The sequence below is a fragment of the Kitasatospora sp. NBC_00374 genome (assembly GCF_041434935.1).
Lineage (GTDB): Bacteria > Actinomycetota > Actinomycetes > Streptomycetales > Streptomycetaceae > Kitasatospora.
Genome location: NZ_CP107964.1, coordinates 7,802,084 through 7,827,119 on the forward strand (window position 1 = coordinate 7,802,084; position 25,036 = coordinate 7,827,119).

21 protein-coding genes are annotated in these 25,036 nt (G+C 74.2%); 6 read left to right on the plus strand and 15 right to left on the minus strand.

Translation table 11 applies throughout. The features are described from left to right. Positions 1-199: 199 nt before the first annotated feature. Positions 200-340 (plus strand): hypothetical protein, encoded by a 141-nt coding sequence (locus tag OG871_RS33975; protein ID WP_371502082.1) that lies wholly within the window; start codon positions 200-202, stop codon positions 338-340. A 320-nt stretch (positions 341-660) separates the two neighbouring features. On the opposite strand, the gene OG871_RS33980 is transcribed toward OG871_RS33975, so the two are convergent. From OG871_RS33980 to OG871_RS34015, 8 genes are all read right to left on the minus strand, one after another. Continuing rightward, positions 661-1,098: a hypothetical protein gene (locus OG871_RS33980; protein ID WP_371502083.1), complete on the minus strand. Its 438-nt coding sequence runs from the start codon at positions 1,096-1,098 to the stop codon at positions 661-663. 71 nt (positions 1,099-1,169) lie between these two features. Then, on the minus strand, positions 1,170-1,514 hold the full coding sequence (locus OG871_RS33985) for a hypothetical protein (RefSeq protein ID WP_371502085.1): 345 nt from the start codon (positions 1,512-1,514) through the stop codon (positions 1,170-1,172). 186 nt (positions 1,515-1,700) lie between these two features. Beyond that, positions 1,701-4,199 (minus strand): SpoIIE family protein phosphatase, encoded by a 2,499-nt coding sequence (locus OG871_RS33990; protein ID WP_371502087.1) that lies wholly within the window; start codon positions 4,197-4,199, stop codon positions 1,701-1,703. A gap of 229 nt (positions 4,200-4,428) precedes the next feature. Then, positions 4,429-6,375: a Stk1 family PASTA domain-containing Ser/Thr kinase gene (gene pknB / locus OG871_RS33995; protein WP_371502089.1), complete on the minus strand. Its 1,947-nt coding sequence runs from the start codon at positions 6,373-6,375 to the stop codon at positions 4,429-4,431. A gap of 228 nt (positions 6,376-6,603) precedes the next feature. Further along, positions 6,604-6,906, minus strand: coding sequence for a hypothetical protein (locus OG871_RS34000; RefSeq protein WP_371502090.1), 303 nt, complete (start codon positions 6,904-6,906; stop codon positions 6,604-6,606). An 82-nt stretch (positions 6,907-6,988) separates the two neighbouring features. Next, a complete protein-coding gene (locus OG871_RS34005; RefSeq protein WP_371502091.1) occupies positions 6,989-7,252 on the minus strand; it encodes a dsRBD fold-containing protein in 264 nt (87 codons plus the stop codon). Positions 7,253-7,337: 85 nt separating this feature from the next. Further along, on the minus strand, positions 7,338-8,651 hold the full coding sequence (locus tag OG871_RS34010) for a cytochrome P450 (protein ID WP_371502092.1): 1,314 nt from the start codon (positions 8,649-8,651) through the stop codon (positions 7,338-7,340). A gap of 135 nt (positions 8,652-8,786) precedes the next feature. Further along, the gene (locus OG871_RS34015; RefSeq protein ID WP_371502093.1) at positions 8,787-11,987 is read right to left on the minus strand and encodes a M28 family peptidase; all 3,201 of its coding nucleotides are present in this window, start codon (positions 11,985-11,987) and stop codon (positions 8,787-8,789) included. A gap of 289 nt (positions 11,988-12,276) precedes the next feature. On the opposite strand from OG871_RS34015, the gene OG871_RS34020 reads away from it, so the two are divergent. Next, positions 12,277-13,686: a helix-turn-helix domain-containing protein gene (locus tag OG871_RS34020; RefSeq protein ID WP_371502094.1), complete on the plus strand. Its 1,410-nt coding sequence runs from the start codon at positions 12,277-12,279 to the stop codon at positions 13,684-13,686. A gap of 28 nt (positions 13,687-13,714) precedes the next feature. Here OG871_RS34020 and OG871_RS34025 read toward each other — a convergent pair whose 3' ends face one another. Beyond that, positions 13,715-14,179 (minus strand): ATP-binding protein, encoded by a 465-nt coding sequence (locus OG871_RS34025; RefSeq protein WP_371502096.1) that lies wholly within the window; start codon positions 14,177-14,179, stop codon positions 13,715-13,717. 210 nt (positions 14,180-14,389) lie between these two features. On the opposite strand from OG871_RS34025, the gene OG871_RS34030 reads away from it, so the two are divergent. The 4 genes from OG871_RS34030 to OG871_RS34045 all read left to right on the plus strand — a co-directional run bounded on the left by OG871_RS34030 (position 14,390) and on the right by OG871_RS34045 (position 16,516). Continuing rightward, on the plus strand, positions 14,390-15,271 hold the full coding sequence (locus OG871_RS34030) for a helix-turn-helix domain-containing protein (protein WP_371502097.1): 882 nt from the start codon (positions 14,390-14,392) through the stop codon (positions 15,269-15,271). After that, a complete protein-coding gene (locus tag OG871_RS34035) occupies positions 15,268-15,465 on the plus strand; it encodes a DUF397 domain-containing protein (RefSeq protein ID WP_371502099.1) in 198 nt (65 codons plus the stop codon). The genes OG871_RS34030 and OG871_RS34035 overlap by 4 nt, the downstream gene beginning before the upstream one ends. 93 nt (positions 15,466-15,558) lie before the next feature. Beyond that, positions 15,559-16,287: a hypothetical protein gene (locus OG871_RS34040; RefSeq protein ID WP_371502100.1), complete on the plus strand. Its 729-nt coding sequence runs from the start codon at positions 15,559-15,561 to the stop codon at positions 16,285-16,287. A gap of 22 nt (positions 16,288-16,309) precedes the next feature. After that, a complete protein-coding gene (locus tag OG871_RS34045) occupies positions 16,310-16,516 on the plus strand; it encodes a DUF2180 family protein (protein ID WP_371502101.1) in 207 nt (68 codons plus the stop codon). Positions 16,517-16,559: 43 nt separating this feature from the next. Here OG871_RS34045 and OG871_RS34050 read toward each other — a convergent pair whose 3' ends face one another. From OG871_RS34050 to OG871_RS34075, 6 genes are all read right to left on the minus strand, one after another. Next, positions 16,560-19,085 carry an acyl-CoA reductase gene (locus tag OG871_RS34050; RefSeq protein ID WP_371502102.1) on the minus strand — a complete coding sequence of 842 codons (2,526 nt, stop codon included), beginning with the start codon at positions 19,083-19,085 and terminating at the stop codon, positions 16,560-16,562. Further along, complete coding sequence (locus OG871_RS34055; protein ID WP_371502103.1) at positions 19,082-20,242, minus strand: acyl-protein synthase; 1,161 nt, start codon at positions 20,240-20,242, stop codon at positions 19,082-19,084. Before OG871_RS34055 ends, OG871_RS34050 begins: the two co-directional genes overlap by 4 nt. Next, positions 20,239-21,375, minus strand: coding sequence for a GNAT family N-acetyltransferase (locus OG871_RS34060; protein ID WP_371502104.1), 1,137 nt, complete (start codon positions 21,373-21,375; stop codon positions 20,239-20,241). Before OG871_RS34060 ends, OG871_RS34055 begins: the two co-directional genes overlap by 4 nt. Continuing rightward, the gene (locus tag OG871_RS34065) at positions 21,372-22,640 is read right to left on the minus strand and encodes an MFS transporter (protein WP_371502106.1); all 1,269 of its coding nucleotides are present in this window, start codon (positions 22,638-22,640) and stop codon (positions 21,372-21,374) included. Before OG871_RS34065 ends, OG871_RS34060 begins: the two co-directional genes overlap by 4 nt. Continuing rightward, positions 22,637-23,899 carry a phenylacetate--CoA ligase family protein gene (locus OG871_RS34070; RefSeq protein ID WP_371502107.1) on the minus strand — a complete coding sequence of 421 codons (1,263 nt, stop codon included), beginning with the start codon at positions 23,897-23,899 and terminating at the stop codon, positions 22,637-22,639. The genes OG871_RS34065 and OG871_RS34070 overlap by 4 nt, the downstream gene beginning before the upstream one ends. 527 nt (positions 23,900-24,426) lie before the next feature. Further along, positions 24,427-25,014 (minus strand): hypothetical protein, encoded by a 588-nt coding sequence (locus OG871_RS34075; RefSeq protein ID WP_371502108.1) that lies wholly within the window; start codon positions 25,012-25,014, stop codon positions 24,427-24,429. Positions 25,015-25,036: the final 22 nt, after the last annotated feature.

The following is a 25,036-nucleotide window of genomic DNA, read 5'->3' on the forward strand; positions in this document are numbered from 1 at the left end:
CGGGCGCCCGGGGCAGCGGCCGCCGTCCGGCCCGGCCGTGTCCCGGGAGTCCGCCCGGCCTGCCGCGCCGGACGGGGGACTTCCGTCCGGCCACCGAGGCCGCGCGGGAGGCACGCCCGTCCGGGGTGCGGTTTCCCGACCCCCCGATCCGGGTGTCCGCACCATCCATCCCCGGGCCGCCGCGGCCCAGCATGGAAGCATGATCGAAACCATGGACCACCGGGTCGCGGACCCGACCGGCGCCGCCCGCATCCCCGGCCCGTCGGCGAGGTCGAACCAGCCGGGTGGCAGCAGGCGGGCGACGAACGAGGCGTCGCCGCCGTGCACCCGCAGCAGGTAGACCGTGACGAGCAGTTGGTTGAGGTAGAGCAGGCCGGTGACGGTGGCCAGCGCGGCCTCGGGGCGCAGTGGCGTGCGGCCGGGACGCGGACGGGGCGGTCCGGGGCCTCTCAGCTCCCCCGGGCCCAGGCGCAGCGCCGCCGCGGCCGAGCAGACCACCGCGGTGTCCACGAACGGGATCCGGTCCTCATACGGCGTCAATCTACGGTGTGCGCTTCTCTCAGCCTGCCTCGGCCGGCCTGCCTGGAGCGGTGTGAGGGCGCCTGGGACACGGGGCCCGACCGGCTCCCGTCGCGGGCGCCCCCGTCCACCGCGAGGCCGTCATGCTCCGACCGAGGTGTCCGGTGTTCGTGTCGCCCACCGGGAGGAGTACCAGGAGAGAACGGCGAGCAGCGCGGCGCCCGGCAGCTCGGCGGTGTAGGCCATCACCTGGGCGGCCAGGTAGTCCGACCCGCGGTGCGAGGACCAGAGGTCGAAGTAGGCGTCCATCGCCAGCAGGACCGCCGTGGCGGAGGCCAGCGAGCTGGTCGCCGGGTGGCGGCGGTGGACGAGCGAGGCGAGCAGGAGCAGCGCCAGGACCTCCAGGACGTCCAGCCACACCCAGGAGTTGGCGAGGTTGCGCGCACCGAAGCGGCGGACCGACAGGGCGAGGGTGAGGATCCACGGGACCAGCAGGACCGCCGCGGTGCGCAGGGCGATCGGCAGCCACCGACGGATCGGCCTCTCGCGGGCCGCCAGCGCCTGTCGGAGATCGAACATCCGTCGACCATACCGGCCGGTGGGAGGCGGCAGCGGCCGGCCCCGCGGCCGAAGCCCCGGTGCGGGCCCGCTCAGCGCGGTGGCGCGGCCGCTGCCCAGGGCGCGGCCGGTCCGGCCGACACCGCGCACGGGCAGGCACACCGCAGGCGGGGCGGCAGGGGCGCGGCCCAGACGGCGGCGCCGGCGACGGCGGCGGCCGGGGCCGTCGGCCACGGCGTGCGCTTCGCCCACTCGGCCTGTACGACGGTGCCGACCGGGCCGCGGTGGACCGGCCGGCGCGCACGGCGGCCGGACGCCACGACGGGCGGCAGCGGTGCGGCGGGCGCAGGTGGTGCGGACTGCTGCGCGGGCGGTGCCGGCGCGGCGACGGCGCCGGGGGCGGTCGCGGGGGTCCTGACACAGGTGATGGTGCTCATGCCGCCCTCCGGAGGTGCTCGGTGCCGACGCCCGGACGCTGTGTCCGGCCTCGGTTCGGGTGCCAACCTGCTGCAGCTGTCTCTCCGTTCACGCTAGCCGGGGGACGGCGGCAAACCGTGGTACCCGGGGCGGAACCCGGCGGCGGGGGTGGTACCGCAGTACCACCCCCGGCCGCCGGGAGGAGGTCAGAGGGCGGTGTCGGGCAGGGGCTGCTCCGTCCAGATGCACTTGCCGTCGGGGGTGTAGCGGGTGCCCCACCGCTGGCTCAGCGCGGCGACCAGCTGGAGCCCGCGGCCGCCCTCGTCGGTGTCCCGGGCGCGGCGGATGTGGGGCGTGGTGAGGCTGCCGTCCGAGACCTCGCAGATCAGGGTGCGGCTGCGCAGCAGGCGCAGCCGGACCGGGCCCCGGGCGTGCCGCACCACGTTGCCGACGAGTTCGCTGGCGAGCAGTTCGGTGGTCATCACGAGCTCGTCGAGCTGCCACTCGGCGAGCCGGCGCCGGATGTGCTCGCGGGCCTGGCCTGCCGCCACGGGGCCCTCGGGCAGGTCCCAGGAGGCCACGTCGGCGGCGGCGAGCCGGTGGGTGCGGGCGACGAGTACCGCGGCGTCGTCCTCGGTCCGCTCCGGGGCCGGCAGCAGGGTGGTGACCAGTGCCTCGCAGAGCCGGTCGAGCCGCTCGGCCCCGCGGTCGGCCGCGCTGTCCGGCTGCTCGGCCCGGCCGCCGAGGGCGGCGCCGAGCGCCCCGGCGAGCTCGGCGATCCCGGTGTCGATGTCACGCTGGGCGGACTCCACGAAACCGTCGGTGTAGAGCACCAGCAGGCTCGCCTCGGGCAGCTCCAGTTCCATGGTCTCGAACGGCGGGGTGGCCGCACCGAGCGGCGGGTTCACGGTGAGGGCGGGGAAGGTCACCGTGCCGTCGGGGCGGACGACGGCGGGCGGCGGGTGGCCGGCGCTGCCGAGCGTGCAGACTCCGTCGGCCGGGTCGTAGAGCGCGTACAGGCAGGTCGCGTAGAAGTCGTCGCCGAGGTCGATGACCAGGTCGTTGAGGTGGGAGAACAGCTCGTCGGGCGGGAGTTCGAGCCCGGCCAGGGTGTGGACGGCGGTGCGCAGCCGGCCCATGGTGGCGGCCTCGGGCAGGCCGTGGCCCATCACGTCCCCGATGACCAGGGCGACGCGCTCGGCCGAGAGCGGGATGACGTCGTACCAGTCGCCGCCGAGCATGCCCTCGCCGGCCGGAAGGTAGCGGGCGGCGGTGGTGACGGCGGGCAGCGGGGGCAGCGCGCTGGGCAGCAGGCCCCGTTGCAGCGCCTGGGCGCGGCTGTGCTCGGTGTCGTACTGCCGGGCCCGTTCCAGGGCCTGGGCGATCAACCCGCTGAGCGCGATCAGCAGGGTACGGTCCTCACCGGTGAACCGGCGGGGCCGGTCGAACGACACCACGCAGCCGCCGACCTGGCGGCCGGAGACCACCAGCGGGACGAAGGCCCAGGCGCGTTTTCCGCTCAGCTCGATCATGGGGGCCATGCCCGGGTAGCCGGCCTCCATCTCCTCGGGCGAGGCGATGAACCTGGGGCGGCCGTCGTGCAGGGCGTGGTCGATCGGGCTTCCCCGGGGAAAGGCGTCGCTCGCGAGGTGGTCGAGGAACGCCTGCGGGTAGCCGACCGCGCCGACCGCCCGTACCCGGTCGCCCTGCAGCGCCTGCACGATCAACCCGGAGGCGCCGAACAGCGGGAGCACCCGTTCGGCGGCCCGGACGACGTCCTCCGCGGTGAGCGCCTCGGCCAGGCCGGCCGTCAGCTGCCCGATGCGGGCCGAGCGTTCGGCCGCCGCGCGTTCGACGACGGCGCGCTCCGCCGCCGCCTGACGCTGCTCGGTGACGTCGGCCAGGTAGATGGTGAGGCCGTCGGGCACCGGGATCAGCCGCAGGTGGTACCAGCGCCCGTCGGTGGGCAGCCGCCGCTCCAGCTCGGTCGGCCGGCGGTCGACGACGGCCCGGCGGCAGCGCTCCTCGAGGCCGGGTACACGGACGGCCGGGATGTCCCAGAGGGGCCGGCCCACCAGCTCGCCGGACGAGCCCAGCAGCTGCTCGGCCCGCAGGTTGAGGTACAGGATCCGCCACTCCGCGTCGACGGCGATGAACCCGTCGCTCATGTGCCGCAGGGCGCGTCCGGCCGACTCCATCGCGGCCCGGGTCTCGGTGGTCTCCCAGAGCCGCCCCACCATGTGCGCGGGCCGGCCGTCCGCACCGACGACGGTGCGGCCGCGCACCTCGACCCAGCCGACGGACCCGTCCGGCCGGCGGATCCGGTGCCTGACGCTGTACTCGGCGCCGTGGCGCAGGGACTGCTCCGCCTGTGCCAGTACGGCCGGGAGGTCCTCGGGGTGGATCAGCCCGCGCCAGGTGTCGATCCGGCCGTCGAAGGCGTCCGGGGGGATGCCGAGTGCCAGGGTCATCGTGCTGTCCCAGAGCAGGTCGCCGGTGCGGATGTTCCAGTCCCACGCGCCGACCCGGACGGCGTCCAGGGCCTGCCGGATCCGGGCGCGGTCCGTCTCCTCGGCGGGGCGCCGGGCCCGTCCGTCGGCTGCTCCGGTGAGCCGGTCCGGCCGGCCGCGCCGACCCGGCCGGGCGGCCCGCGCCGACGCCCCCGGGCCCGGTTCCGCGGCGCCGGAGGCGGGTGTCGTGCCCACTGTCATGCCTCCGATCTGCCGGCATGATCCGATGGCGTTCGTAGGAACAGCCACACCCAAAAGCCCCGAATTGCACTATATCCCCGCACCGTAAGGCGCCCGTAGGCGTCCCGGACGGGCGCCAGCCGGGTCACCGGCGAGGACCAGCGCGGACCTGCGGGGATCCCGGGTCAGGCAGATCCGACAGGGCCGGCGGGGCGCCGGAGCATGGGCTCGGCGGCCCGCCAGGTCAGGGCTTTCCCGAGGAGATCCAGATCCCGACGGTGCTGCCGGGCGCGATGTGGGTGCCGGTGCCCGGGTCCTGCCGGACGACCTCGCCCGCCGGCCAGAGCGGGTCCGGCACGGTGTGCTCCTCCAGCTTGAGGTGGGCGATCTCCGCGCAGAGCCGGGCGTCCTCGACGGTCTTGTGCTCCAGGGACGGCGGCTCCGGTTCCTCGGCGGTCGCGTACAGGTCGCAGCCGCCCAGGGGGCCCACGGCCCGGGGGTCGCCGCCGGAGGAGATCCAGATCTTGACGGTGCTGCCGGTGGGGACGTCCTGCGAGCGCGGTTCCTGCCGTGCGACCTGGCCGGCGGGCGTCAGCCGGTCCTGGAGGGGGCCGGCCTCCTCCAGCTTGAGGTGGGCGATGTCCGCGCAGACCCTGGCGTCCGCCGCGCTCCTGCCCTGGAGCCAGGGAACGGACACCTTGCCGTGCCGCTCCTCGACCTCGCAGTTGTCCAGGCTGCCCTTGGCCCGGGGGTCTCCACCGGTCGACACCCAGACGGTCACGGTGCCGCCCGGCCGGACGGTCCGGGAGGCCTCCGGCTCCTGCCGGGTGACGGTGCCCTTGTCGTACCTGGTCCCGGGCGCGTCCTTCTGATCGACGGTCAGGCCGGCGATCTCGGCGCAGGTCTTCACCTCGGCGGCCGACATGCCGGTGAACGACGGCGGGTTGTGCTCGCTGCCGAAGGTGGACGCCGGGTCGCACCCGGCGAACGCCCCGGTCGCCCGCGGATCGGGGGCCCGGTGCTTCCCGCCGATCAGGTCCGGCAACCAGAGCATCGCCCCCGCCATCAGGGCCACCATGGTGGGGATGGCGACCAGCAGGACGGTCCGCTGGCTGAGCGGGCCCGGCCGGCCCTGCGCCGGGCGGGTCCGGACCGTCCACCGGACGGTGGTCGAGAAGGCGTCGCCGACGTCGGCGGTAGGTGCCTGCGCGTCGGCGGCCTCCGGCGGCGCGACGGTGACGGTCTCGGCCGTGACGGTGGGCGCGTGGTGCGGGGGAAGGTGCCCGGTGAGCGGCCGGGTGGGCGGCTCGCCGGCGGCGATCCGGCGGAGGTCGTCGGCCATCTCCCGGGCGCTGCGGTGCCGCTGGTCCGGGTCCTTGCTCAGGGCGCGGGCCACGACGGCGTCGACGGCGGGCGGCAGCGACGGACGGACCGACGACGGCACCGGCGCGGGCTGCTGCACGTGCTGATAGAGCATGCTCATCGTCGACTCGCCGTCGAACGGCAGGGTGCCGGTGACCAGTTCGAAGAGCATGCAGCCGACGGAGTAGAGGTCGGAGCGCGCGTCGGCGGGCTTGCCCAGGGCCTGCTCGGGCGAGAGGTACTGCGGTGTGCCGAGCACGGTGCCGGTGCGGGTCATCGCGGTGGCGTCCGACTGCAGGGCGCGGGCGATGCCGAAGTCCATCACCTTGACGGTGCCGTCGTCGGTCACCATCACGTTGGCGGGCTTGATGTCCCGGTGGACCAGCCCGCTGCGGTGGCTGCACTCGAGCGCGTCCAGGACGGCCGCGGTCACCTCCAGCGCCCGGTCCAGCGGGAGCGCGCCCCGGGCGGGGCCGCCGGTGGCACCGTCGGCGTGGTCCCGGACGAGCTCGCGGACGGACCTGCCCCGGACGTACTCCATGACGATGTACTGGACCACGCCGCCGGTGTCGTCGGTGTCCTCGCCGCTGTCGTGCACCGCCACGATGTTGGTGTGGCTGAGCGCGGCGACGGCCTGGGCCTCCCGGCGGAACCGCTCGCGGAAGGACGGGTCCCGGGCCAGGTCGGCGTGCAGGGTCTTCACCGCGACGGTGCGGCCGAGCACCGAGTCGTGGGCCCGGTACACGGACGCCATGCCGCCCTCACCGAGCGGGGCCTGCAGGACGTAACGGCCCTGTCCGACGGACCGGATCGGCCCTGCTGCGTGCACCTTCTCGGTCCCCTCGACGTCTGTCGCCCCCGCCCGGCCGGGCGTCCGTGCGGCCGCGTCCGCCGGGCGGCCGTGCTGCACATGACAGGCGACCGTACCGGTCGAGCGGCCGCCGAGTCGAACTCATATGCCCGCCGCAGACGTTCGCGTGCGCACGTCACCGCTGCTACGGAGCGGCCGGGGACACCCCTGCCGGGCGGCCGGTGCCCGCACGCGGTCCTCCCGCGGTCAGGCGAGTTCGGTCTCCCACGGCGCGAACGGCGGCTGCTCCCGGTAGTCGGGGTCGCAGTACCCGCGGATCCACTCACCGGCGCGACGGGCCGCGTGGTCGTAGTTGACGACCTTCCCCTCCTCGTCCACCTCCAGGACGTTGGTGAAGACCGTGAAGACCGCCTCAAGCTCGGAGCCGAAGGTGATCAGCTCCGGCCGGTAGTCGATGTCGCCGAGGACCGGCACCGCGAGGGTGCCATTGCCGAGCGTGAAGGCGAAGTGGCGGATGGCGGCGCGGACGTCCCGGCTGATCTCTGGCATCCGCGCATTCTGGCAGAGCTTGAACCCCGCCGCCGCCGTGAGCGTGGCGGCGGCGTCCCGGCCGCCCGGGCGGGCGGCGCCGTCAGTAGATGAGGTACGCGGGCCGGTGGCCCTCGTCGGCGATCTCGCCGTCCGCCTGGGACCTCAGCCGGTGCGAGAGGTCCTCCAGGGCGCGCGAGGCCGCGAGCTCCTCACCGATCCTGGCCAGCGGACGGTCGTCCACACTGCGGGTGGACTCGCCGTGCCCGTGCAGACCCGGCGCCTGCGGCCCGACCAGGGTCGCCTCGCAGACGGTCTGCACACCGTCCTCGGAGAAGCTCAGCTGCACATCCCACTGATTCTGCATGACCGTCCTCCAGACGCCTCCCCCCTGCGCTGCGCTCTCCCACCAGCCTGCGCCCGGCCCCCCACCGGCCGCAAGGCTTCCCAGGTCAGCCCGGTCCGAGCGTGGCCGGGGTGGGGCCGTCGGGACGGACGGTGATGCTGTAGGCGGCGCCGGTGGGGGTGGCGTGGAAGGCGGGGACGTGCGCGGGCAGCAGGTGTTCCAGCAGGGTGGTCGCCTCGCGCAGGGCGAACTGCAGGCCGAGACAGGCGCGGGGGCCGAGGCCGAAGGGCAGGTAGGCGCCGGGGTCGGTGGGGCGACGGCCCGGGGTGGTGAAGCGTTGCGGGTCGAAGCGGTCGGGCTCCGGCCACAGCCCGGGGTCGCGGTGGGTGAGGTACGGGCAGACGAGGATGTCGGTCCCCGCTTCGATGCGGTGGCCCAGCAGGGTGTCGTCCTCGGTGGCGTGCCGGGGGAGCAGCCAGGCGGACGGGTACAGCCTGAGGGTCTCGCTGATCAGCGCCTGGACGGCCTCCCGCCGCTCCGGCGATCCCTCGCCGCCGGCGGCGAGGGCCCGCCCACGGGCCTGCGGGTGGCGGTCGAGGAGGAGGTAGAGCCAGGTCAGGGTGGTGGCGGTGGTCTCGTGTCCGGCGACCAGCAGGGTGACGAGCTCGTCGCGGACGAGTCGGTCGGCATGGCCGGCGCGGCCTGCGCGGTCGCCCTGCCCGGCGGGGCCGGCGTCGTCGAGCAGGACGTGCAGCAGGCCCGGGCCGTCCGGCCCGGCCGGGCCGCTGCGGGCGGTGTCGACGGCGGCCCGGGCGACGGCGTCGATCCGGGCGAGGTCGGCCGCGACCGCCGCCGGGGCCTCGGTGGTGTCCGCGGGCAGGGTCGGCAGGGCGGCCACCACCCGTCCGACGGCGGCCAGTTCGCGTTCGGTGGCCTCGTCGAGCGGGTGTCCGGTGAGGGAGCGCCAGATGGTGTCCAGGGCGAAGCGGCGCATCTCCTCGCCGAGGTCGATGGTCTGCCCGGTGCGGGCGTACCCGGCCCAGCGTTCGGCGGTGACGCGGGCGCTCTCGGTGATCCGCCGCTCGTACCGGCGCATCCCGGTGGCGGTGAACTGCGGCTGGAGCAGGCGCCGTTGCCGCTTCCAGTCGTCCCCGGTGGCGGCGAGCACCCCGTCGCCGACCAGCAGGCGGGCGCGGTGCGAGCGTTTGACGTACCGGTCGGGGTGCCGGGCGAGGACGTGCTGGACGGCGCGGGGTTCGGTGACCAGGACGGTGGGCTGCGGCCCGAGCCGGAACGCGGCGATGCCGCCGAGCCGGTCGCGGGCGTGGGCGAGCAGGTCGACCAGGTCGCCCGCGTCCGCCCGCCACTGTCGTACGGCGGCGTCGTCCAGCTCGGGGACGGGACGGGCTTCCGTGGTCACGGGGGCTTCTCCTGTTCGTCCGCCGCGCCGGAGCCGTCCGGGGCGCGCTCTGCTGACTGTACGTCAGCCGAAGACGTGGGCGCGCGGCTGTGCCGCAGCTCGTCGCCCGACGAGCCGCGGCACAGGTCGGTCCGGTCAGAGGCGCTGCCACAGGGCGGGGACGATGGGCGGCTCCCAGCCGGTCTGGGCCTGGTGCCCCTGGACGCACCGGTAGCTCACCCCGTCGTAGGTGACCACGTCGCCCGCCCGGTAGACGGTGCCGGCCGCCCAGGTCCCGGTGCCGGGGCCGCTGCCGACGACCAGCGAGTACGTGGTGCCGTGGGTCGCGGCGCCGGTGCCGGTCAGCGTGATGGTGTACGTGCCGGCGGCGGTCGAGGCCGCCACCGAGACGGTCATGGTCGAGGACGAACCGGACTGCACCGAGGCCGGGTTGAAGGAGACCGTGACCCCGCTCGGCTGGCCGGAGGCGGTGAGGTTCACCGTCTGCGCGGAGCCGGCGGTGGTCGCGGTGGAGACGGTCGCGGTGGTGGTGGAACCGGGTGCGGCGGTGCCGGTCGCCGGGTTCACCGCGAGCGAGAAGTCGTCCGCCGGGGCGGTGCCGCCGACCGAGGTCTTCCACAGGGTGTAGGCGACGCCGTCGGCGCTGCGGTTCAGGACGGTGGCGCTGACGTTGCCCGTGGTGTCGCAGGACTGGTGGTAGCAGGAGTCGTACGCCCGGTTGGCGGTGCCGCCCCACTTCGCGGCCTGCGCCGAGGACTTGACGGCACTGGCGCCGGCCGCGTACCCGGAGGTCGGGATGCCGCCCTGCTGGAAGGAGTAGTCGTCGGAGCGGCCCTGGCCCTCGACGTTCTCCTCGGGCTGCAGGCTCAGCGAGTCCCAGTAGGCCTTCATCGGCGCGGCGGCGGCGGAGGTGATGTTGTTGATGAAGTAGCCGGCGTTGGGCGAGCCGACCATGTCGAAGTTGTAGTAGGCCTTGATGGCGCTGCGCTGGGCGGACCCGAGCTGGGCCACGTAGTGGCTGCTGCCCTGCAGCCCCTGCTCCTCGCCGGTCCACCAGGCGAACCGGACGTGCCGGGTGAGGGCCGGGTTGGCCTGGGCGAGCGCGAGCGCGTTCTCCAGCAGCACGGCGGAGCCGGAGCCGTTGTCGTTGATGCCCGGCCCGGCGGAGACGCTGTCCAGGTGGGCGCCGACCATCGTCACCTGGTCGGACGGGCCGCCCGGCCAGTCCGCGATCAGGTTGTTGGAGACGTAGGTGCAGGAGGTGCAGGTCTGCTCGGTGACGGTGAAGCCGGCGGCCTGCAGCCTGGCCTTGACGAAGGCGACGGACTGGGTGTGCCCGGCGCTGCCGGCCCGGCGGTTGCCGCCGTTCTGCGAGGCGATGGTGTTCAGCTGGGCGAGGTCGGCCTGGACCTTGGCCACGTCGATGTCGGGCGCGTTGCCGCCGGGGTTCCCGCCGCCGCCCACCGTCAGCGTGTACTGCGCGGTGTGGGTCGCGGTGCCGGTGCCGGTCACGGTGACGGTGTAGCTGCCGGCCACCGCCGCGGCGGAGGCCGAGACGGTCATGGTCGAGGACGAACCGGACTGCACCGAGGCCGGGTTGAAGGAGACCGTGACCCCGCTCGGCTGGCCGGAGGCGGTGAGGCCCACCGTCTGCGCGCTGCCCGAGGTGACGGCGGTGCTCACGGTGGAGGTCGCCGAGCCGCCGGGCTGAACCGAGCCGGCCGCCGGGCCGAGGGCGAGCGAGAAGTCGTTGCTGCCGGACGGCGTGCAGGTGGGGTCACCGCTCTGCGCGGGCACGCTGACCGCGTCCCAGGCCGCCTTGGCCCGGTTGTACATGGTGCAGCCCGGGTCGAGGTTCTTCGCGGCCGTCAGGGTGGCGGTGCGGTAGCGCTTGTACGTCATGCCGCTGGTCTTGAGCAGCATGCCGCCGTAGAAGACCCGGCCGGCGTCGCGGATGCCGATCCCGGTCACGGAGGTGCTGTTGCAGGTGGGGCTGGACGGCTTGCCGCCGCCGGGTGCGGAGCCCTCGGCGAGCAGGTAGAACCAGTGGTTCAGCGGGCCGGCCGCGGCGTGCTCCTCGGTGGTGGGGATCGAGGCGGAGTAGCAGTTCGGGTTGCCGCTGATCTGGGAGGGGTTGTACATCACCCGGATCGGCCCGCTGCCCACCAGGTTGATCATCTCGCCGACGGTGTAGTCCGGAGCGTCGTACGGCGCGGGCTCGTTGGCGTACGCCTCGGTGAGGGCGCCCATGATGTCGCCGGTCGCCTCGCCCAGGCCGGACTCGTTGTTGGCGCCGCCCGGGGTGTACTGGTCGATGCCGTGGCCGAACTCGTGGCCCACCACGTCCATCGCGGCGATCCACTCGTTGGCGTTGTTGTGGCCGATCGAGATCGACGAGCCGTCCCAGTAGGCGTTCACGTCGTTCAGGCCGACCTTGACCGGCCAGCTGCCGCCGTTGCCGTTGTGGCCGCTGCGGCCCAGCCAGTCGCGGAGCATGTCCCACTCCTTCTGCGCCGCCCACATCACGTCGGCGCAGCCGGTCTCCTTGCCGGTCGCGCTGCCGGTGCCCCACGAGTCGCTGCTCTTGGAGAACACCTGGCCGCTGCTGTAGTCGGCGCAGCTCAGCCCCGGCCGGTTGGGATCGCGCAGCGAGTACGTGCCGCCGGAGGCCGTGGTGGAGATGGTGAGCGGGGAGGGGCCGTTCCACTTGCTGTTGACGGTGCCGGCCTTGACGTCGTCGTAGCTGTCGATCACCTCGCCGGTGCGGGCGTCGACGAAGACGTGCGGGTGGCCGGGGGCGGTGGCGGTCCGGCCGGTCAGGACGGTCTCCCAGGCGAGCCGCGCGCTGCCGTCCTTGACCCGTACCACCAGGCGGTGCGAGTCGACGGCGTCCACGGTGGCGAGCCGGGCGCGCGAGGTCCGCTCGGCGTCGGCGGCGGTGACCACCGGTGTGGTGGGCACGCCGACCGGGCCGGTGGACGCCGACTGGACGCCGCGCACCCGGCCCTGCCCGTCGGCCAGCACGACGGCGTCGCCGCCGACCACCGGCAGGCCGCGGTAGCTGCGCTCGTAGGCGACCGAGTAGAGGCCGCCCAGCCACGGTGTCACGGTGTGCCGCTCGTAGCTCTCGCCCGGCCCCTTGGCGAGGGCGTCCAGGCCGGCCGCGGCCGCCTGGTCGGCGGCGGAGACGGCGGCGGCCAGTGCGGTGGGCGGGGGAGTGGGGGCTGCGCCCGGGCCGGCCGCCGCCGTCCCGGCGGTGGCCGTCAGCAGGCCGGACAGGACGGCTAGGGTGGTGCCGGCCGTCAGCAGGCGGCCTTTGCTGGATGGATGTGGCATCGAGGCTCCTCGGACGTGGGGGTCCTCGAACGCGGACGGTGCCCCGGTGACGATCGGGGAGGAGTCGCCCCGGGGGTGTCCGCGTCCGGGTGCCGGAACCCTCACATGTCGTCATGCCTCGGTCAATGGTCTAGTCATCTCGGGCGAAGCTTCGGCAAGTTCTGTCAAGAAGCCAACCATGCACATTGGTTGAGACCACATCATGTACGGACCGGCCGCCGTCCAGTACCGTCACGCACGGCGGCCCAGCGCCCGAGCCCGCCGACCGAGGACCCCGGGGAGGCCGCCCGTGCACCCGAGCAGCGCCGACGCGCCGGCCCCGGCCGAACCCTGGCAGGCCTTCGGCACCCGGCTGCGCCACTGGCGCCGCCGCGCGGGCCTCACCCAGGCCCGCCTCGGCACCGAGATCGGCTACGACCACACCGCGATCAGCAAGCTCGAACACGGCACCCGCCGCGCCACCCTGCGCCTCGCCGACCGGCTCGACGGCCTGCTCGCGGCGGGCGGCGACCTCCTCGCCGCCGGCCGCGCGGCCGAGGACGGAGCGCCCGGCCCTCCGTCGGCCCCGGCGGTCCCCGCCCGCCCGCCCCTGCCCGGCGGCCCCCTGCCCGAACGAGTCCACCGGTCACCGCTCCACGGCTGTGAGCCGCCCGCCCGGCTCCCCGACTACGGGGTGCTCTGCCCGCTGCACGGCGCCGCGGGCTGCGCCGTCCCCCCGCCCGCCGACGTCGCCGCCCTGCACACCGCCTTCTGCGCCGACCCCGCTGCCGCGCGGCCGCTGGACGCCGACACCGCGCACGCGCTCACCGCTCTCCTCGCCGCCCACCTGCGGGCCGCCGAGGAACGCCCGGGCCGGAGCGCCGAGGCCGCCGTCGAGCACACCCTGCGGGCCCTCGCCCGGCGGCTCGCCGTGACCACCTCCGACCCGGGCCGGCCGCTCGCCCGGCTCGCCGCCGAGTACGCGCACGCCGCCGGCGGCCTGCGCCTCCAGCACGGCCGCAGCGCGACCGCGATGGCCTGCTTCGACCGGGCGCTCGGCTGGTCCGAGCTGGCCGGCGACCCCGTCACCCAGGTCGCCGCACTCGGCGACATGAGCACCCTCGCCCGGCTGGAGGGCGACGCCGCCTCGGCGCTCGGTTACGCCCGCGAGATCAGCCGCGCCGCACCCGACCGGCACTGGACGGGTGGTCTGGCGCAGGTCTACCAGGCCCGCGCGCACGCCCTGGCCGGCGACGTCCGCGAGACGGTGCGGCACATCGGCCGGGCCCGGCTGCACCTGGACCACCTCGACGGGCGTGACGAGGCGGACGCCCCCTGGCTGTCCGCCGCGTCCATGCAGCTGCGGGTGGAGTCGGCCGCGGCCGCCGCCCTGCGGGACGCGGCCGCGGCCGTCGGCGACCGCCGGCTCGCACTGCGCGCACTCGACGCCGCACATACCGCGCTGCGGCTGCTCGGCCCACAGCAACTCCCCGCCACCCGCCTGCTGTTCACCCTTCGGATCGCCGACTGCCTGCTCTGTGCGGACGAACCGCAGGCCGCCGTGGCCCTCCTCGGCCCGGCCCTGGAGGGCGCCGAGGGAGGCGTACCGGCCCTGGTGAGCCACGAGCTGCGCGGCCTGCGGCAGCGGCTCGCCGCCCAGCGCAGCCGCCGCCCGGAGATCGCCGCCACCACCCGCCGCCTGGCCGAACTCGCCCACTGAGCGCCGCCCGTACCGGCGCCCCGGGGGATCAAGCGACCGCGTTCCCGTCGGTGGGGGTGACGGTGCACCAGACGGTCTTTCCGACCCCGCCGGGGCGAGGCTGGCAGCCCCAGCGGGAGGAGAGCCGCCGGACGAGGAACAGTCCTCGGCCGGTCTCCGATCCGAGGTCGGGGAGTTCGGTGGCCGCCCGGGCGGAGGGGAGACGGTCCCCGGCGTCATGGACCTCGATGCGCAACTCGTCGTCGCCGAGGGCGAATCGGACCAGGATCAGGCGCCTGGGCGGGGTGCGGGCGTGCTCGACCGCATTGGCCACGAGCTCGCTCACCAGCAACTCGCCCACTTCCAGGAAGCGTTCGGCGGCTTCGGCCTGCGCGGCGAGGAAGTCGCGAAGGAGGCGACGGGCGGCACCGGCGGAGCGGCGGCGGCGCGGGAGCCAGCTCGCCTGCTCGTGGGTGGCGGTGGGGGTGGACGGTCTGTCGCAGGTTCCGGGCATGGCGGATCACCCTTCGGCGATGGGGCGGGGCATGGGAATGCCCGGTGGCGAAGCGAATCGATCACGGTGTGTCGACCGCTCGACTACTGCAAGTAGTCCGCGGTATCGCCGAGCATTTGTGCAACGTTGCATGGCGAAACGGTGCATGGATGGTCTGTTGCCCGCTGCGGAGGCTGGGTAGCAGACTGACCCTGACTCAAGGGAGGTCCGGTGGCGGAGGAGAAGGCGCCCAACGCGCCCTCAACAGTGCTGGGCCGTCAGTTGGGCGACGAGTTGCGCGCGATGCGTGAGCGAGCGGGCATGACCACCGCGGACGTCGCCGCTGAACTGGACTGCACCAAAGGAAAGATCTCTCGGATCGAGAACGGCCGCACACCGGTCCGAGGGCCGGATCTCGCGGCGATGCTGCGGTTCTACGGCCAGGGTGACCCCGCCATCGCCGAACGCCTCGCCGACCTGGCACGCGCGGCGAACAAGCGGCGACGCGCCGGATGGTGGAACGAGTACGGCAGCGTCCTGGCCGACACCTACCGCGACTTCATCGCGCTGGAGGCCGTTGCCTCGTCGGTGCGGACGTTCCAGAGTCAGATGGTCCCGGCGTTGCTCCAGACGCCGGACTACGCGCGGGCGCTGTCGGTGGCGAGCCGCCGCTGGTCCCGGCCCGAGGAGATCGAACAGTTCGTCTCGGTCCGCCTCCTGCGACAGCATCGGCTGACGGATGACGAGCCGCTGGCCGTGTGGGCGGTGCTCGCCGAGGGCGCCCTGCGGCAACAGGTCGGAGGGCCGGCCGTCATGCGGGACCAACTGGCGCACCTGGCCGAGATGTCGGCCCGCCCGAACGTGACCGTCCAGGTGGTGCCGTTCCGGGTCGGGGCACATGCCAGCATGGTGGGGCCCTACGTGATCCTGAGCTTCCCGTCCGCCAGTGCGATGGATGTCGTGTTGCTGGACAACCCGTCGGGTTCGATGTGGTTGGAACGGGCGCCGGAGGTCGCTACCTATGTGGACCTCTGGGACGACGTCCGCACCAAGGCCCTGTCTCCGGTGGAATCGCTGGAACTGATTAACTCGATCAAGGAGTTCGGCACATGACCGCAACCGCCGCGTGGCGCAAGAGCACCTACAGTGGGCCTGACAACGAGTGCGTCGAGGTGGCCGACGGCGTTCCCGGTCTGATGCCGGTGCGTGACTCGAAGGACCCCGACGGGCCCGCGTTGCTGTTCGCCGCCGAGGCGTGGGCCGCGTTCGTGGCGGGGATCAAGGCGGGCGAGTTCCCGGCCGCCTGACCGGGGGGCGAGGACCGGGCGGGCGCTTGACCGGTCGCGGACGCAGAGCTTTCCGAAGATGCTGGTGATGTGGTTCGTGACGAACTCCTGCGCTTGACCGATACCCGCACCGGCCGCCTCACGGAGGTCCGCGTCCGACGTGGCGGCCTGCTTCGCGTGCGGGTCCACGTCGGCGCGCCCGACCGGCCGCTCGGCGCGGGCGACCTGCGGGCGCTGCTGGCCGCCGACCTGCTCATGCGGGTGGCCGAGACCACCGGTTCACAGGTCGTGATCGGCTGGAGCGCCCCCGAGGTGCCCGAGGATTCGCTCAGGGCGCTGGCGAGCGACGCCGCGCTGCTGGGTATCCGTCCCCCGGAGGGCGAGAGCACCGGCCCGGCCGAGGTCCTGGTGGTCGCGGACGGTGCGCAGGCCGACGGGCCCGAGGATGCGCCGCGCCTGACCACGGGCCCCGTCCTGGTTCCCGAGGCCTGGGACGGTCCGGACCAGCGGCCGGAGCCGCTCGCGCTGCGGCTGGCCCTGCTCGGCGCGGCACACCGGACGCCCGCCGATCTCACCGGGCCCGTCCTGGCGGCGGCCCGGACGAGGCTGGACCGCTGGCGGCGGGTGGTGCGGGAGTCGGCGCGTGCACCGTCGCGGCCCCTGCTGGCCGATGAGACGGAGGCGGCGTTCGCGGGGTTCGAGGACGATCTGGACGCCGCCGCCGCCCTCGCGGTGCTCGACGGCATGGCGGGCCGCACCGACCTCGCGCCGGGTGCCGTGTTCGAGACCTTCGTCAATCTCGACCGGATCCTCGCGCTGGAACTGGCCCGCGAGGTCGGATGACGATCGGAGAGAGGACCCGAACATGAACTGCTACGACTGTCATGCCGAGGACCGGGTCGTGCCGGCCGTCGCGGTCTGCCACCACTGCGGCGCCGGCCTGTGCGGCGACCACACGACGTCCGTATGGGAGGTCGTCCACCACGCCAGCGGCACGGGGGCCTCCACCCTGCCGACCCGCGCCCGGCGGCTCCTGTGCACGACGTGCGCCGTGGCCGGGGCTGAAGTCTGACCCCCGGCGCGGGGCCGAGGCCGGGTGCCTCGGCCCCGCGGCGTCAGACCGCTGCCGGCCTTCGGTCGATCACCGCGCGCAGCTTGCCGCTGGTCGGGGTCCGTTCGAAGGCGAGGGTGTCGGCCGTCTCGACCGCGAAGGTGAGCAGTCCCTCCGAGATGGCGGAGTCCAGCTCCGCGATGGCCGACCGGAACGCGGCGCGGGCGGCGTCCGGGTCGGGTGCGTACCGCTCGTCGACCCGGACGGTCAGCCGTTCCCGGTCGTCCGCCGAGGTGAGGATCAGCTGCAACTCGCCGCGGTAGCCGAGCTCGTCCGCCGCGACCTCGACGAAGCGCCGGTAGTTCTGGAAGTACGTGCCGACCCGTACGACGTCTCCGTGGCGGCCGAGCAGCTCGATCCGGGGTGTGTGGCTGCCGCAGGGGCACACGCCGGGGACGGCTCGGCCGAGGTCGCCGATCTGGTAGCGCTCCAGACGTTGCCCGGCGCGGGCGCGGCTGGTGAAGACGAGGCGTCCCGTCTGCCCGGCGGGGACCGGACGGTCGGCCGCCGGGTCCAGGATCTCCAGGGTGTGCAGGTCGGTCAGGACGTGGTGGACCGAACCCTCGGAGTGGGTGCACTGGTAGCCGAGCGGCCCCAGGTCGGTGCTGCCGTAGGCGGCGGAGCGGATGACCTCGACGCCGAACTCGGCGGTGAGGACCCGGCGCTGCTCCGCGGTGAAGTGCTCGCCGCCGTAGAACACCTTCCGGATCCCGCCGTACGCGCGCAGCAGGTCGCCCTGGGAGTGGAACAGCTGCCACAGGTAGGAGGGCATGCCGAAGAGGGTGTCGGCCCGGTACGTGACGAGCGCCTCGGCCACGGCGGCGTGATCGGGGCCTGCGGCCATCGGGATCTGGGTGGCGTTGAGGCGTTCCAGGATGGAGAAGAAGCTGATGAAGCTTCCGTACATGCCGCCGCAGTAGAACAGGTTGGCGGCGCGGTCGACGGCCGGGTCGAACCCGGCGGTGAGCAGGCCGTCGGCGGCGGCGCGCATCTGGGTGTCGTAGTCCTGGTTGGTGAACACCGACAGGGCCGGGGCGCCGGTGGTGCCGCCGCTGCGGAAGTACAGGTGGGCGTGTTCGGGTGCGAGGGTGCGCAGTTGCTCCTGCACTCCGGTCTTGTCCAGCAGGGGGCCGGTCGGTGCGGCGGGCAGGGCCGCGGGGGCGACCAGGTCGTCCAGGCAGGCCGTGGCGCTGAAGGCGGCGTCGGTCCGCACGTCGACCCGGCGGCTGTAGCGCTGCAGGGCGTAGACCCCGTCGTGGGGTTCGCCGTGGTAGCTGTCGAGCATCCCGCCCACCGGGGTGACCCGCAGGACGCCGGCCGTGATGACGGCCTGCGCGAGCCGGGCGATTTCGCCGCGGCTGCCGCCGATCGCGGCGGTCTGCAGGTAGCGGCGCATGGGACGCAGTGTCGGCAGGACGGCGGCCCGGGGCAGCGGCTTGACCCAGATGCTGCGGTGCAGCGGTGAGGCGGCGAGTGCCGGCCGGGTGTCGGCGAGGACCCGCCAGGAGCCGTCCTCGGCCGTGATGACCCTGGTCAGGCCGAGGTGCTGCTCAAGGCGGGCGACCAGTTCGGTCGTGGTGATCTCGGCGTGCTCGGCCGGTTCGAGTTCCGGTTGCGGGCATCCGGCCGAGGCCTCGGCGAGCCGGGTCGCGAACTGCCCGGCGAAGGCGAACACCTCGTCGGCGTCGTCGGTGTCGAGGTAGACCACCTGCGGGCTGGAGCACGCCTGCTGTTCGAAGCGGCAGACGTCGGCGGCGAGGGCGTCCTGGGTCGCCCGGTCGGACCACGCGTCGCGGGTCAGGTAGGCGAACGAGATCTTGTGACCCCACTCGATCAACCGGCAGCCGGGGGTGACGAGTTCGGAGACCGCTCGGACGGCGTCCTCGCCGCCCCAGACGGCCACGGCGTCGGCGGGCTCGCACAGCAGCCGCAGCCAGTCCGTGCGGGCGGAGGAGAACCGCAGCACGATGATCCGCCGGGCCAGGGCTCCGGTGGGGTCCGCGGCCGCCAGCTCGGCGAGCAGGTGCTGCGCGAGCAGGGTGTCCGTGCTGCTGGTCTTCAGGACGTTGAGATTCCCGGTGAGCAGGCCTTCGACCACGCTCAGCGGGGCCACGGCGGCGGCGTTGCCCGGGGCGATGTGGACCAGCAGCCCGACCGGCGCCCAGGCCTCGAACACGGTCTCCCGGGCGTCGGGGCGGGTCAGCCGTTCGGGGTTCGGTCCGCCGAGTTCGCGCCGGAGTTTGCGCTCCAGTGCCGGGCGGGCGAGTGCGGCGGCGAGTTCGGCGAGCGTCGCCGCGGCCTCCTCGGGGTCGGTGCCGCCGTCGGTGAGCCGGGCGGTCAGGCGGGTGTGCACGGGGCTGCCGGGCACACCCAGCGCCGCGCCGAGGACCTGGCAGGCGCTCAGGACGGTCTCGCTGGACAGGGGTTCGGCGAGCGTCCGGCCGGCCAGGGCGGGCAGCTCGGTCAGCCGCCGGGCCGCTTCGGCGTCGTCGATGAACGAGCCCTGCCAGAAGTGGGGTTCGGTGGTCACGCCATTCCCTTCAGGAGTTCGGCGGCGGCCGCCGCGCAGGTGCGGTTGCGGCTCACCCCGGCGCGGCCGTGGATGGTGAACCACGGCGTGGGCAGCGCGCAGGGACAGTCCTGCGCGGGGTGCAGCGAGGCGAGGTCACCCATGACGACGCTCTGCGCCGGCACCGAGGTGATGTACGGGGAGACGAGGTGGAGGAAACCGCGCTCGCCGTACGGGAGCGGCCGCAGGGTGCGGGGGTCGCGTACGGCCGCCCGGGACCACACCGGTACGTGCAGCCGGTGCCGCTCGCACTCGATGTACGGCACGCAGTGCTCGACGGAGCCGAAGGTGTCGCGGATCCGCTCCGACGGGATGCCCAGCTGTTCGGTGACCTCGGCGTAGAACTCCTCCTTCCCGATCTGCCGGTCGGTGTGGCCCTTCCAGCCGCCGCCGAGCAGCACCAGGGAGTCGGCGGGCAGCCGGAGCGGCGGCAGGCCGAGCGCGCGCATCCGCTCCAGGGTGAAGTGCAGGAACGCCGGGAAGCCCAGGATCCGCACCGGCAGCCCCTCCTCGGCATAGCGCCGGAGTGCGGCGATGCAGCCGTGGACGTCGAACTCGTGGCCGGTGCCGGTGTGCCGCAGGGCGTGCGTGGTGTGCCGGGCCGGGGCGAAGTCGCACAGGTAGTTGTCGGTGAAAGAGGTGCCCAGCTTCAGCTGCGCGGCGGGCTCGTAGCTGTACAGCAGGTAGTTGACGGGCTGGTCCGGGGTGATCCACCCGTAGTGGTCGAAGATGCGGGCCACCATCCGCTGGGCGGAGCGGATGGTCCACTCGTCGAAGAACATCTGCGACTTCTGGCCGGTGGTGCCGGACGAGGTGAGGTGCAGGAAGACCTCGTCGCGGGGGATGGAGAGCACCTCGTGCCGCTTGAAGAAGTTGGCGTGCACCAGCGGGGTGCGCACCGCCGGGCCGATGGCGGGGGTCTCCTCGGCGTCGGCCAGGACGGAACGGAAGAACGGCGAGCGCTCCGCGTGCCAGGCGTTGGTCTCGGCCATCGCGGCGGCGAACAGCGCGTCGCTCTCCGGCCCGGCCGCGTAGGGTGACGTGACGTCGCAGAGCCGTTGTACGTGCGCGAGCGCCGCGGGGTCGGGGACTTCGACGGGCGCGAGATGGATGTTCATGGGGCAACCTCGTGACGGGGAAGATAGGTCGAGGTCCAGGCGGTCAGGTAGGCGCTCAGGTACGGCTGGAGCAGCCCGCCGACGGCGGTGGTCCTGAAGTCGATCTGTCGGCTGGTGCGGGAGAGCACCACGTGGTCGTGGAAGCCGTCGCCGATCCGGCGCATGGCCGGGTAGACGGCGCTGGGGATGAAACCGGCGGCCAGGAAGGCGCTCAGCCCGGCGGTGTCGGCCAGCGGCAGCAGGGTCTCGACGTAGTCGGCGCCCGCGCGGGTGACCGCGGCCATCAGGGGTTCGAGTGCGTCGGCGGCGGCTGCCGGGCAGGGGTGCACCGCGACGAGCGAGCAGCTCGCCGCGACCGGGTCCAGGTCGGCGTACGCCTCGAACGCGCCGTCCGGCGGTGTCAGCACGGCGTTCGGGGTGTGCAGCGGGAAGAAGCGTTCCGCCGGGTCCGGGAAGCGCTCCAGGAAGCGGCGGCGGACGAAGCCGGGCGCGGAGATGACCTCCATCGGCGCGGTCGGGGACTGCCCGCTGCCCGTGCGCGGCGCGTCCACCGGCCGCAGGCTGCCGTAGTCGACGCCGGTGGCCCGCTCCGCCGCGTCGAGCAGCGGGAGCAGGGCGGCGGGCACCCGGGCGACCGGCTCACGGCGGGCCAGGACGCCGTCGGCGTAGCGCGCGAACAGCGCCAGGCTCTCGCACCCCGCCACCTCGACCGCGTTCGGCATCAGGCCGAGCGGCCGGAAGCCGGCCCGGGCGAAGACCTGCTGCGGTCCCGGCGTGACCACGCGGACCGTGGCGTAGATCGAGTCGAGCGTGCCGGTGGCGAAGGCGTCCGCGCACACCGCGCCGGTCAGCCGTCCGGCCAGTCCGCCCTGGCGGAGCTCCGGGTGGACCGCCAGGCCGACCAGCTTGCCGACCCGGCTGCCGGGATCGGTCTGCACCACCACCGAGCCGGCCGGCTGGCCGGTCCCGGTCCGCGCGGTCAGCCACCGGGTGTGCGGGTCCTCGATCAGGCGCCGCATCTCCGCGGGGTCGCTGCCCAGCGCGACCGGGTAGCCGTGCCCGTAGACGTCGAAGTACAACTGCCGCAGCTGTGCGATGTCCTGGAGGGTCGCGGCGGAGATCGTCACGGTCATCGCCCGGCTCCCGCCGGTACCGCGTCGGCGTCCGCGTCGGGCGCGGCGGCGTACCGGCCCCTGCCGAGCCACCAGAGGGCCACGGCGACCGGTACCAGGCCGACGGCCTGGACCAGACACAGGGTGCGCGGTGACAGCAGGTCGCCGAGGACGCCGAAGACGAGGGAGGACAGCGGGAAGGTGGCGCCCAGCAGCGCCTGCATCACGGCGAAGAACCCCGGCCGGTCGCCGCTGGGGACCAAACGCTGGAACAGGGCCACGAACCGTACCCCGATGACCCCGACGCACCAGCCCGCGACGGCCAGCGCGCCGACGGCGGCGGCCTGGGCGGGGAGCAGCCCGGGCAGGCCCAGCGCGGCCGCCATCAGCGCCAGACAGCCGGCGCCGACCGCGGTGGGCCGGCCGGGCAGCCGGGGGCCGGTGAACGACCCCACCAGGGTGCCGAGGCCGAGCGCGGCCTCCAGTGCGGCGACGGTCGAGCCGTCGGCGTGCAGCACCGAACGCGTGTACAGCGGCATGACGACGAACACCGCGGTGGTGAACAGGTTCGCCGCGGCGAAGCAGAGCAGGATCCGGCGCACGAACGGCAGGTCGGCGAGGATCTGACGCAGTGTCCGGCGCGCAGCGGCCTGCTCGGCCGGTCCGGTCGCGGCCCGGGGAAAGCGGGTGGCGCCGACGAGGGCGGCGGCCGCCAGGTAGGCTCCGGCGCACCCCGCCACCATGCCCGCCAGGCCCCAGGAGTCGATCACCAGGGGGCCCAGCAGCCCGCCGGCGAGTCCGGCCAGCGACTGCGTGGCGAGTTCGAACCCGGTGGCCTCCTCGATGTCGCGGTCCTCGACCAGTTCGGACACGGAGGTGGTCAGGCAGGGGTCGAAGGCGGCCTGGCAGCCGGCCAGCAGCAGCGCGGCGGCGTACGCCACTCCCATGGGCAGTGCCGTGGCGTAACTCCAGCCGGCCGTGCCGGCCGCGACCAGGCCTGCCGCGGCGGCCGCGCCGCCCAGCACCGCCCGGCGCGGGCAACGGGCGATCAGTGAGGCGACCAGCGGGGCGAGCGCGACGGCGGGCAGGGTGCTGACCGCCAGGAAGGCGCCCGAGGCGAGACCGCGGTCGGCACCGGCCGCGTAGCCCACCAGCCACCACACCACGCCGACCTGGAACATCCGGCCGGCGGCCTGGGTGAGGACCTGGGCGGCCCACACCGAGCCGAAGGCCCGGTTGCGCAGGACCACCGGTAGCCGCCGCGACGGTGCGGCGGAGGCCGTCATGAGTGCGGCCGTTCGTCGAGGACGCGGATCAGCTTGCCCGTACGCGCGTTGACGGCGAGATCCCGCTGCCGTACCCACTCCACGGACAGCGGCCGGATGTGCCCGGCGGCGACGGCCTGCGCGTAGAGCGGCCTGGCCGCCAGGACCTCGTCGACGACGGCCGCCGCCAGGTCGGGCAGGCCGGCGGTGTTCCCGTCGCCGGCCAGCCGCAGCAGCAGGCCGTCGCCGCCCTCGTGGCGGCGCACCACCAGTTGCACACCGGACACCCGGCCCGCGGGGTCGGCGGTGCGGACGAGGTCCAGCAGGTCCTGGGTGTACAGCGAGACCGGCCCGACCCGGACGCCCTCCTCGGCGCGGCCGAGAATGCGGAAGTGCCCGGCGGCGGCATCGGTCCACTCGGCGCGGTCCCCCACGGGGTAGCGCAGCACGGGCATCAGCCGCCGCCGCAGGTCGGTGACCACGACCCGCCCCGCGACCCCCTCCCGGGTGACGGGTTCGCCGGTGTGGCCGTCGAGGATCTCCAGCACGGTGTGCGGGGTGAAGGCCTGATGGACCCTCGGGTCCTCACCGGGGACGGCCCGGCCGAGGAGCCCGGCATCGACGGCGGCGTAGCCGACCGAGGCGGTGCGGGCCCGGGGGAAGGCCCTGCGGAGCAGCGGCTGCTGGTCCGGGAAGAGACCCTCTCCGCCGCAGAGCAGCAGCTCCACGTGCGGCAGCCGCAGCCCGGACGTCGTCAGGTGCTCGGCCAGCGTGCACAGCGTGGTCGGCGTACCGGCCAGCACCTCGACGTCGAACTGCTCCAGGGTCCGGACGGTCGACTCCAGGGGGGCGGCCCCGCCGAGCGGCAGCCGGACGTTGGACACGGGGGAGCGGTGCAGCGAGTCCAGGATGAAGGTGAAGCTGGCGTACAGGTCCCCGGCGTAGAAGAGGTCGGCGACCCGGTGGCCGGGCCGCAGACCGGCCTCGACGAGACCGGCGCCGAAGGCGGTGGTGAATTCCTCCCACTCCTCGCGGCTGTAGAAGGAGAACTTCGGGGAGCCGGTGGTGCCTCCGCTCTTGAAGACCACCGCCTCGTCGAGCGGCGCGGTCAGGAGGCGGTTGTCACGCGCCGAGTTCGCCTGCCAGAACTCGGCCTGCGGTACGACCGGAAGTTCCGTCAACTTCGTGACCCGGTCGGGTAGACCGGCGTAGAGCTCCGCATAGAAGGGTGAATTGCGGCGCACGAAGCGTATGAGTTCCGTTATTGGTTGAACGGGCATCGATTCCTGCTTTAGGGCATGCGAAGGTGAAACGATGCCGCGGGATTCATGGCATCGCCGGATGGGTTGGGGTGCCCGCCGGCCGGTGGGGTCCACGGCAGTGGGATTCTGCCTGGGCCGGACCGGTGGTCGGGTCGGGCGAAGCGGTACGGAATGCTGACGGCAAGGAAAGCGCTGATCGTCAGTCAATTGAAGTGATGTGGGGAACACTTGGGTTCCGACCCGCGAAAGCAAGGCTAGCACCCTTTGTGAGCCACTGGATTCCAGGCATACCCGCGTTGCGAGGCCGGTCGGCCGCAGTTGCGGGCCCCGGCTTGCCGTGCCGCCGGTTTCCGGAAAGCCGTGGTGAGGTAGATCTCACGCCGGGGGTCTGCGGCGGCCGCCGATCCCCGGCGGGGAACACCGTGTGTGCGTTTCAGTAGTTGAATGATCGACAGATTTTGCCGGTTTCCCGGCCGGCCGGCCGCAGCGGCCCGGCGGGATCCGTGTACGGCCGGTGCCGGGTGCTCACCGGGACATCTCGCCCGCTACGGCCGGCCGGCGACCCGGACCTCCTGCAGCAGCCCCCAGGTGAAGTCCGCCGTGCACGCGCGCGGCGCGCCCGCCGCGTCGGAGGCCGTGAAGTCGAGCTGCCAGCGGGTCGGCGCGCTGCCCTCGCGCGGGACGGCCGTCGGGAAGGCCTCGGCGACGTCCGACACGACGCAGCTCCACGGCGTGAGGTCGGCGATCGTCCGCAGGGCGGGCGCCGGCGTGCCGGCCGCGCGCACCAGCCACTCGTTCCACACCGGGGCCCCGCTGTCCCCGGGGCCGAGCAGGATCTCGAAGCGCAGCTGCGGCCAGAGCGGCAGTGCCCACTGCTGCGCGGTACAGACGAGGTCGCCGATCGGCCGGGCCGCGGTCGCCTGCGGCGGGCCCAGCACCGCGGCGTACCGCCGCGCCCCGGCGGGGAAGCGGGGCGAGCGGATCATCGCCTGCCAGCGTCGGTTCGCCTCCCGCATCGCCGCCCGGGACGAACCGAGCCGCCGCACCGCCTGCTCGACCAGCTCGGGGGTGAAGTCCGCCATCCGCCGCAGCAGGACGAGCTGGAACTCGGTGGTCGCGAAGCCGGACGCCATCGGGCCAGCGTATCGGCCGCGC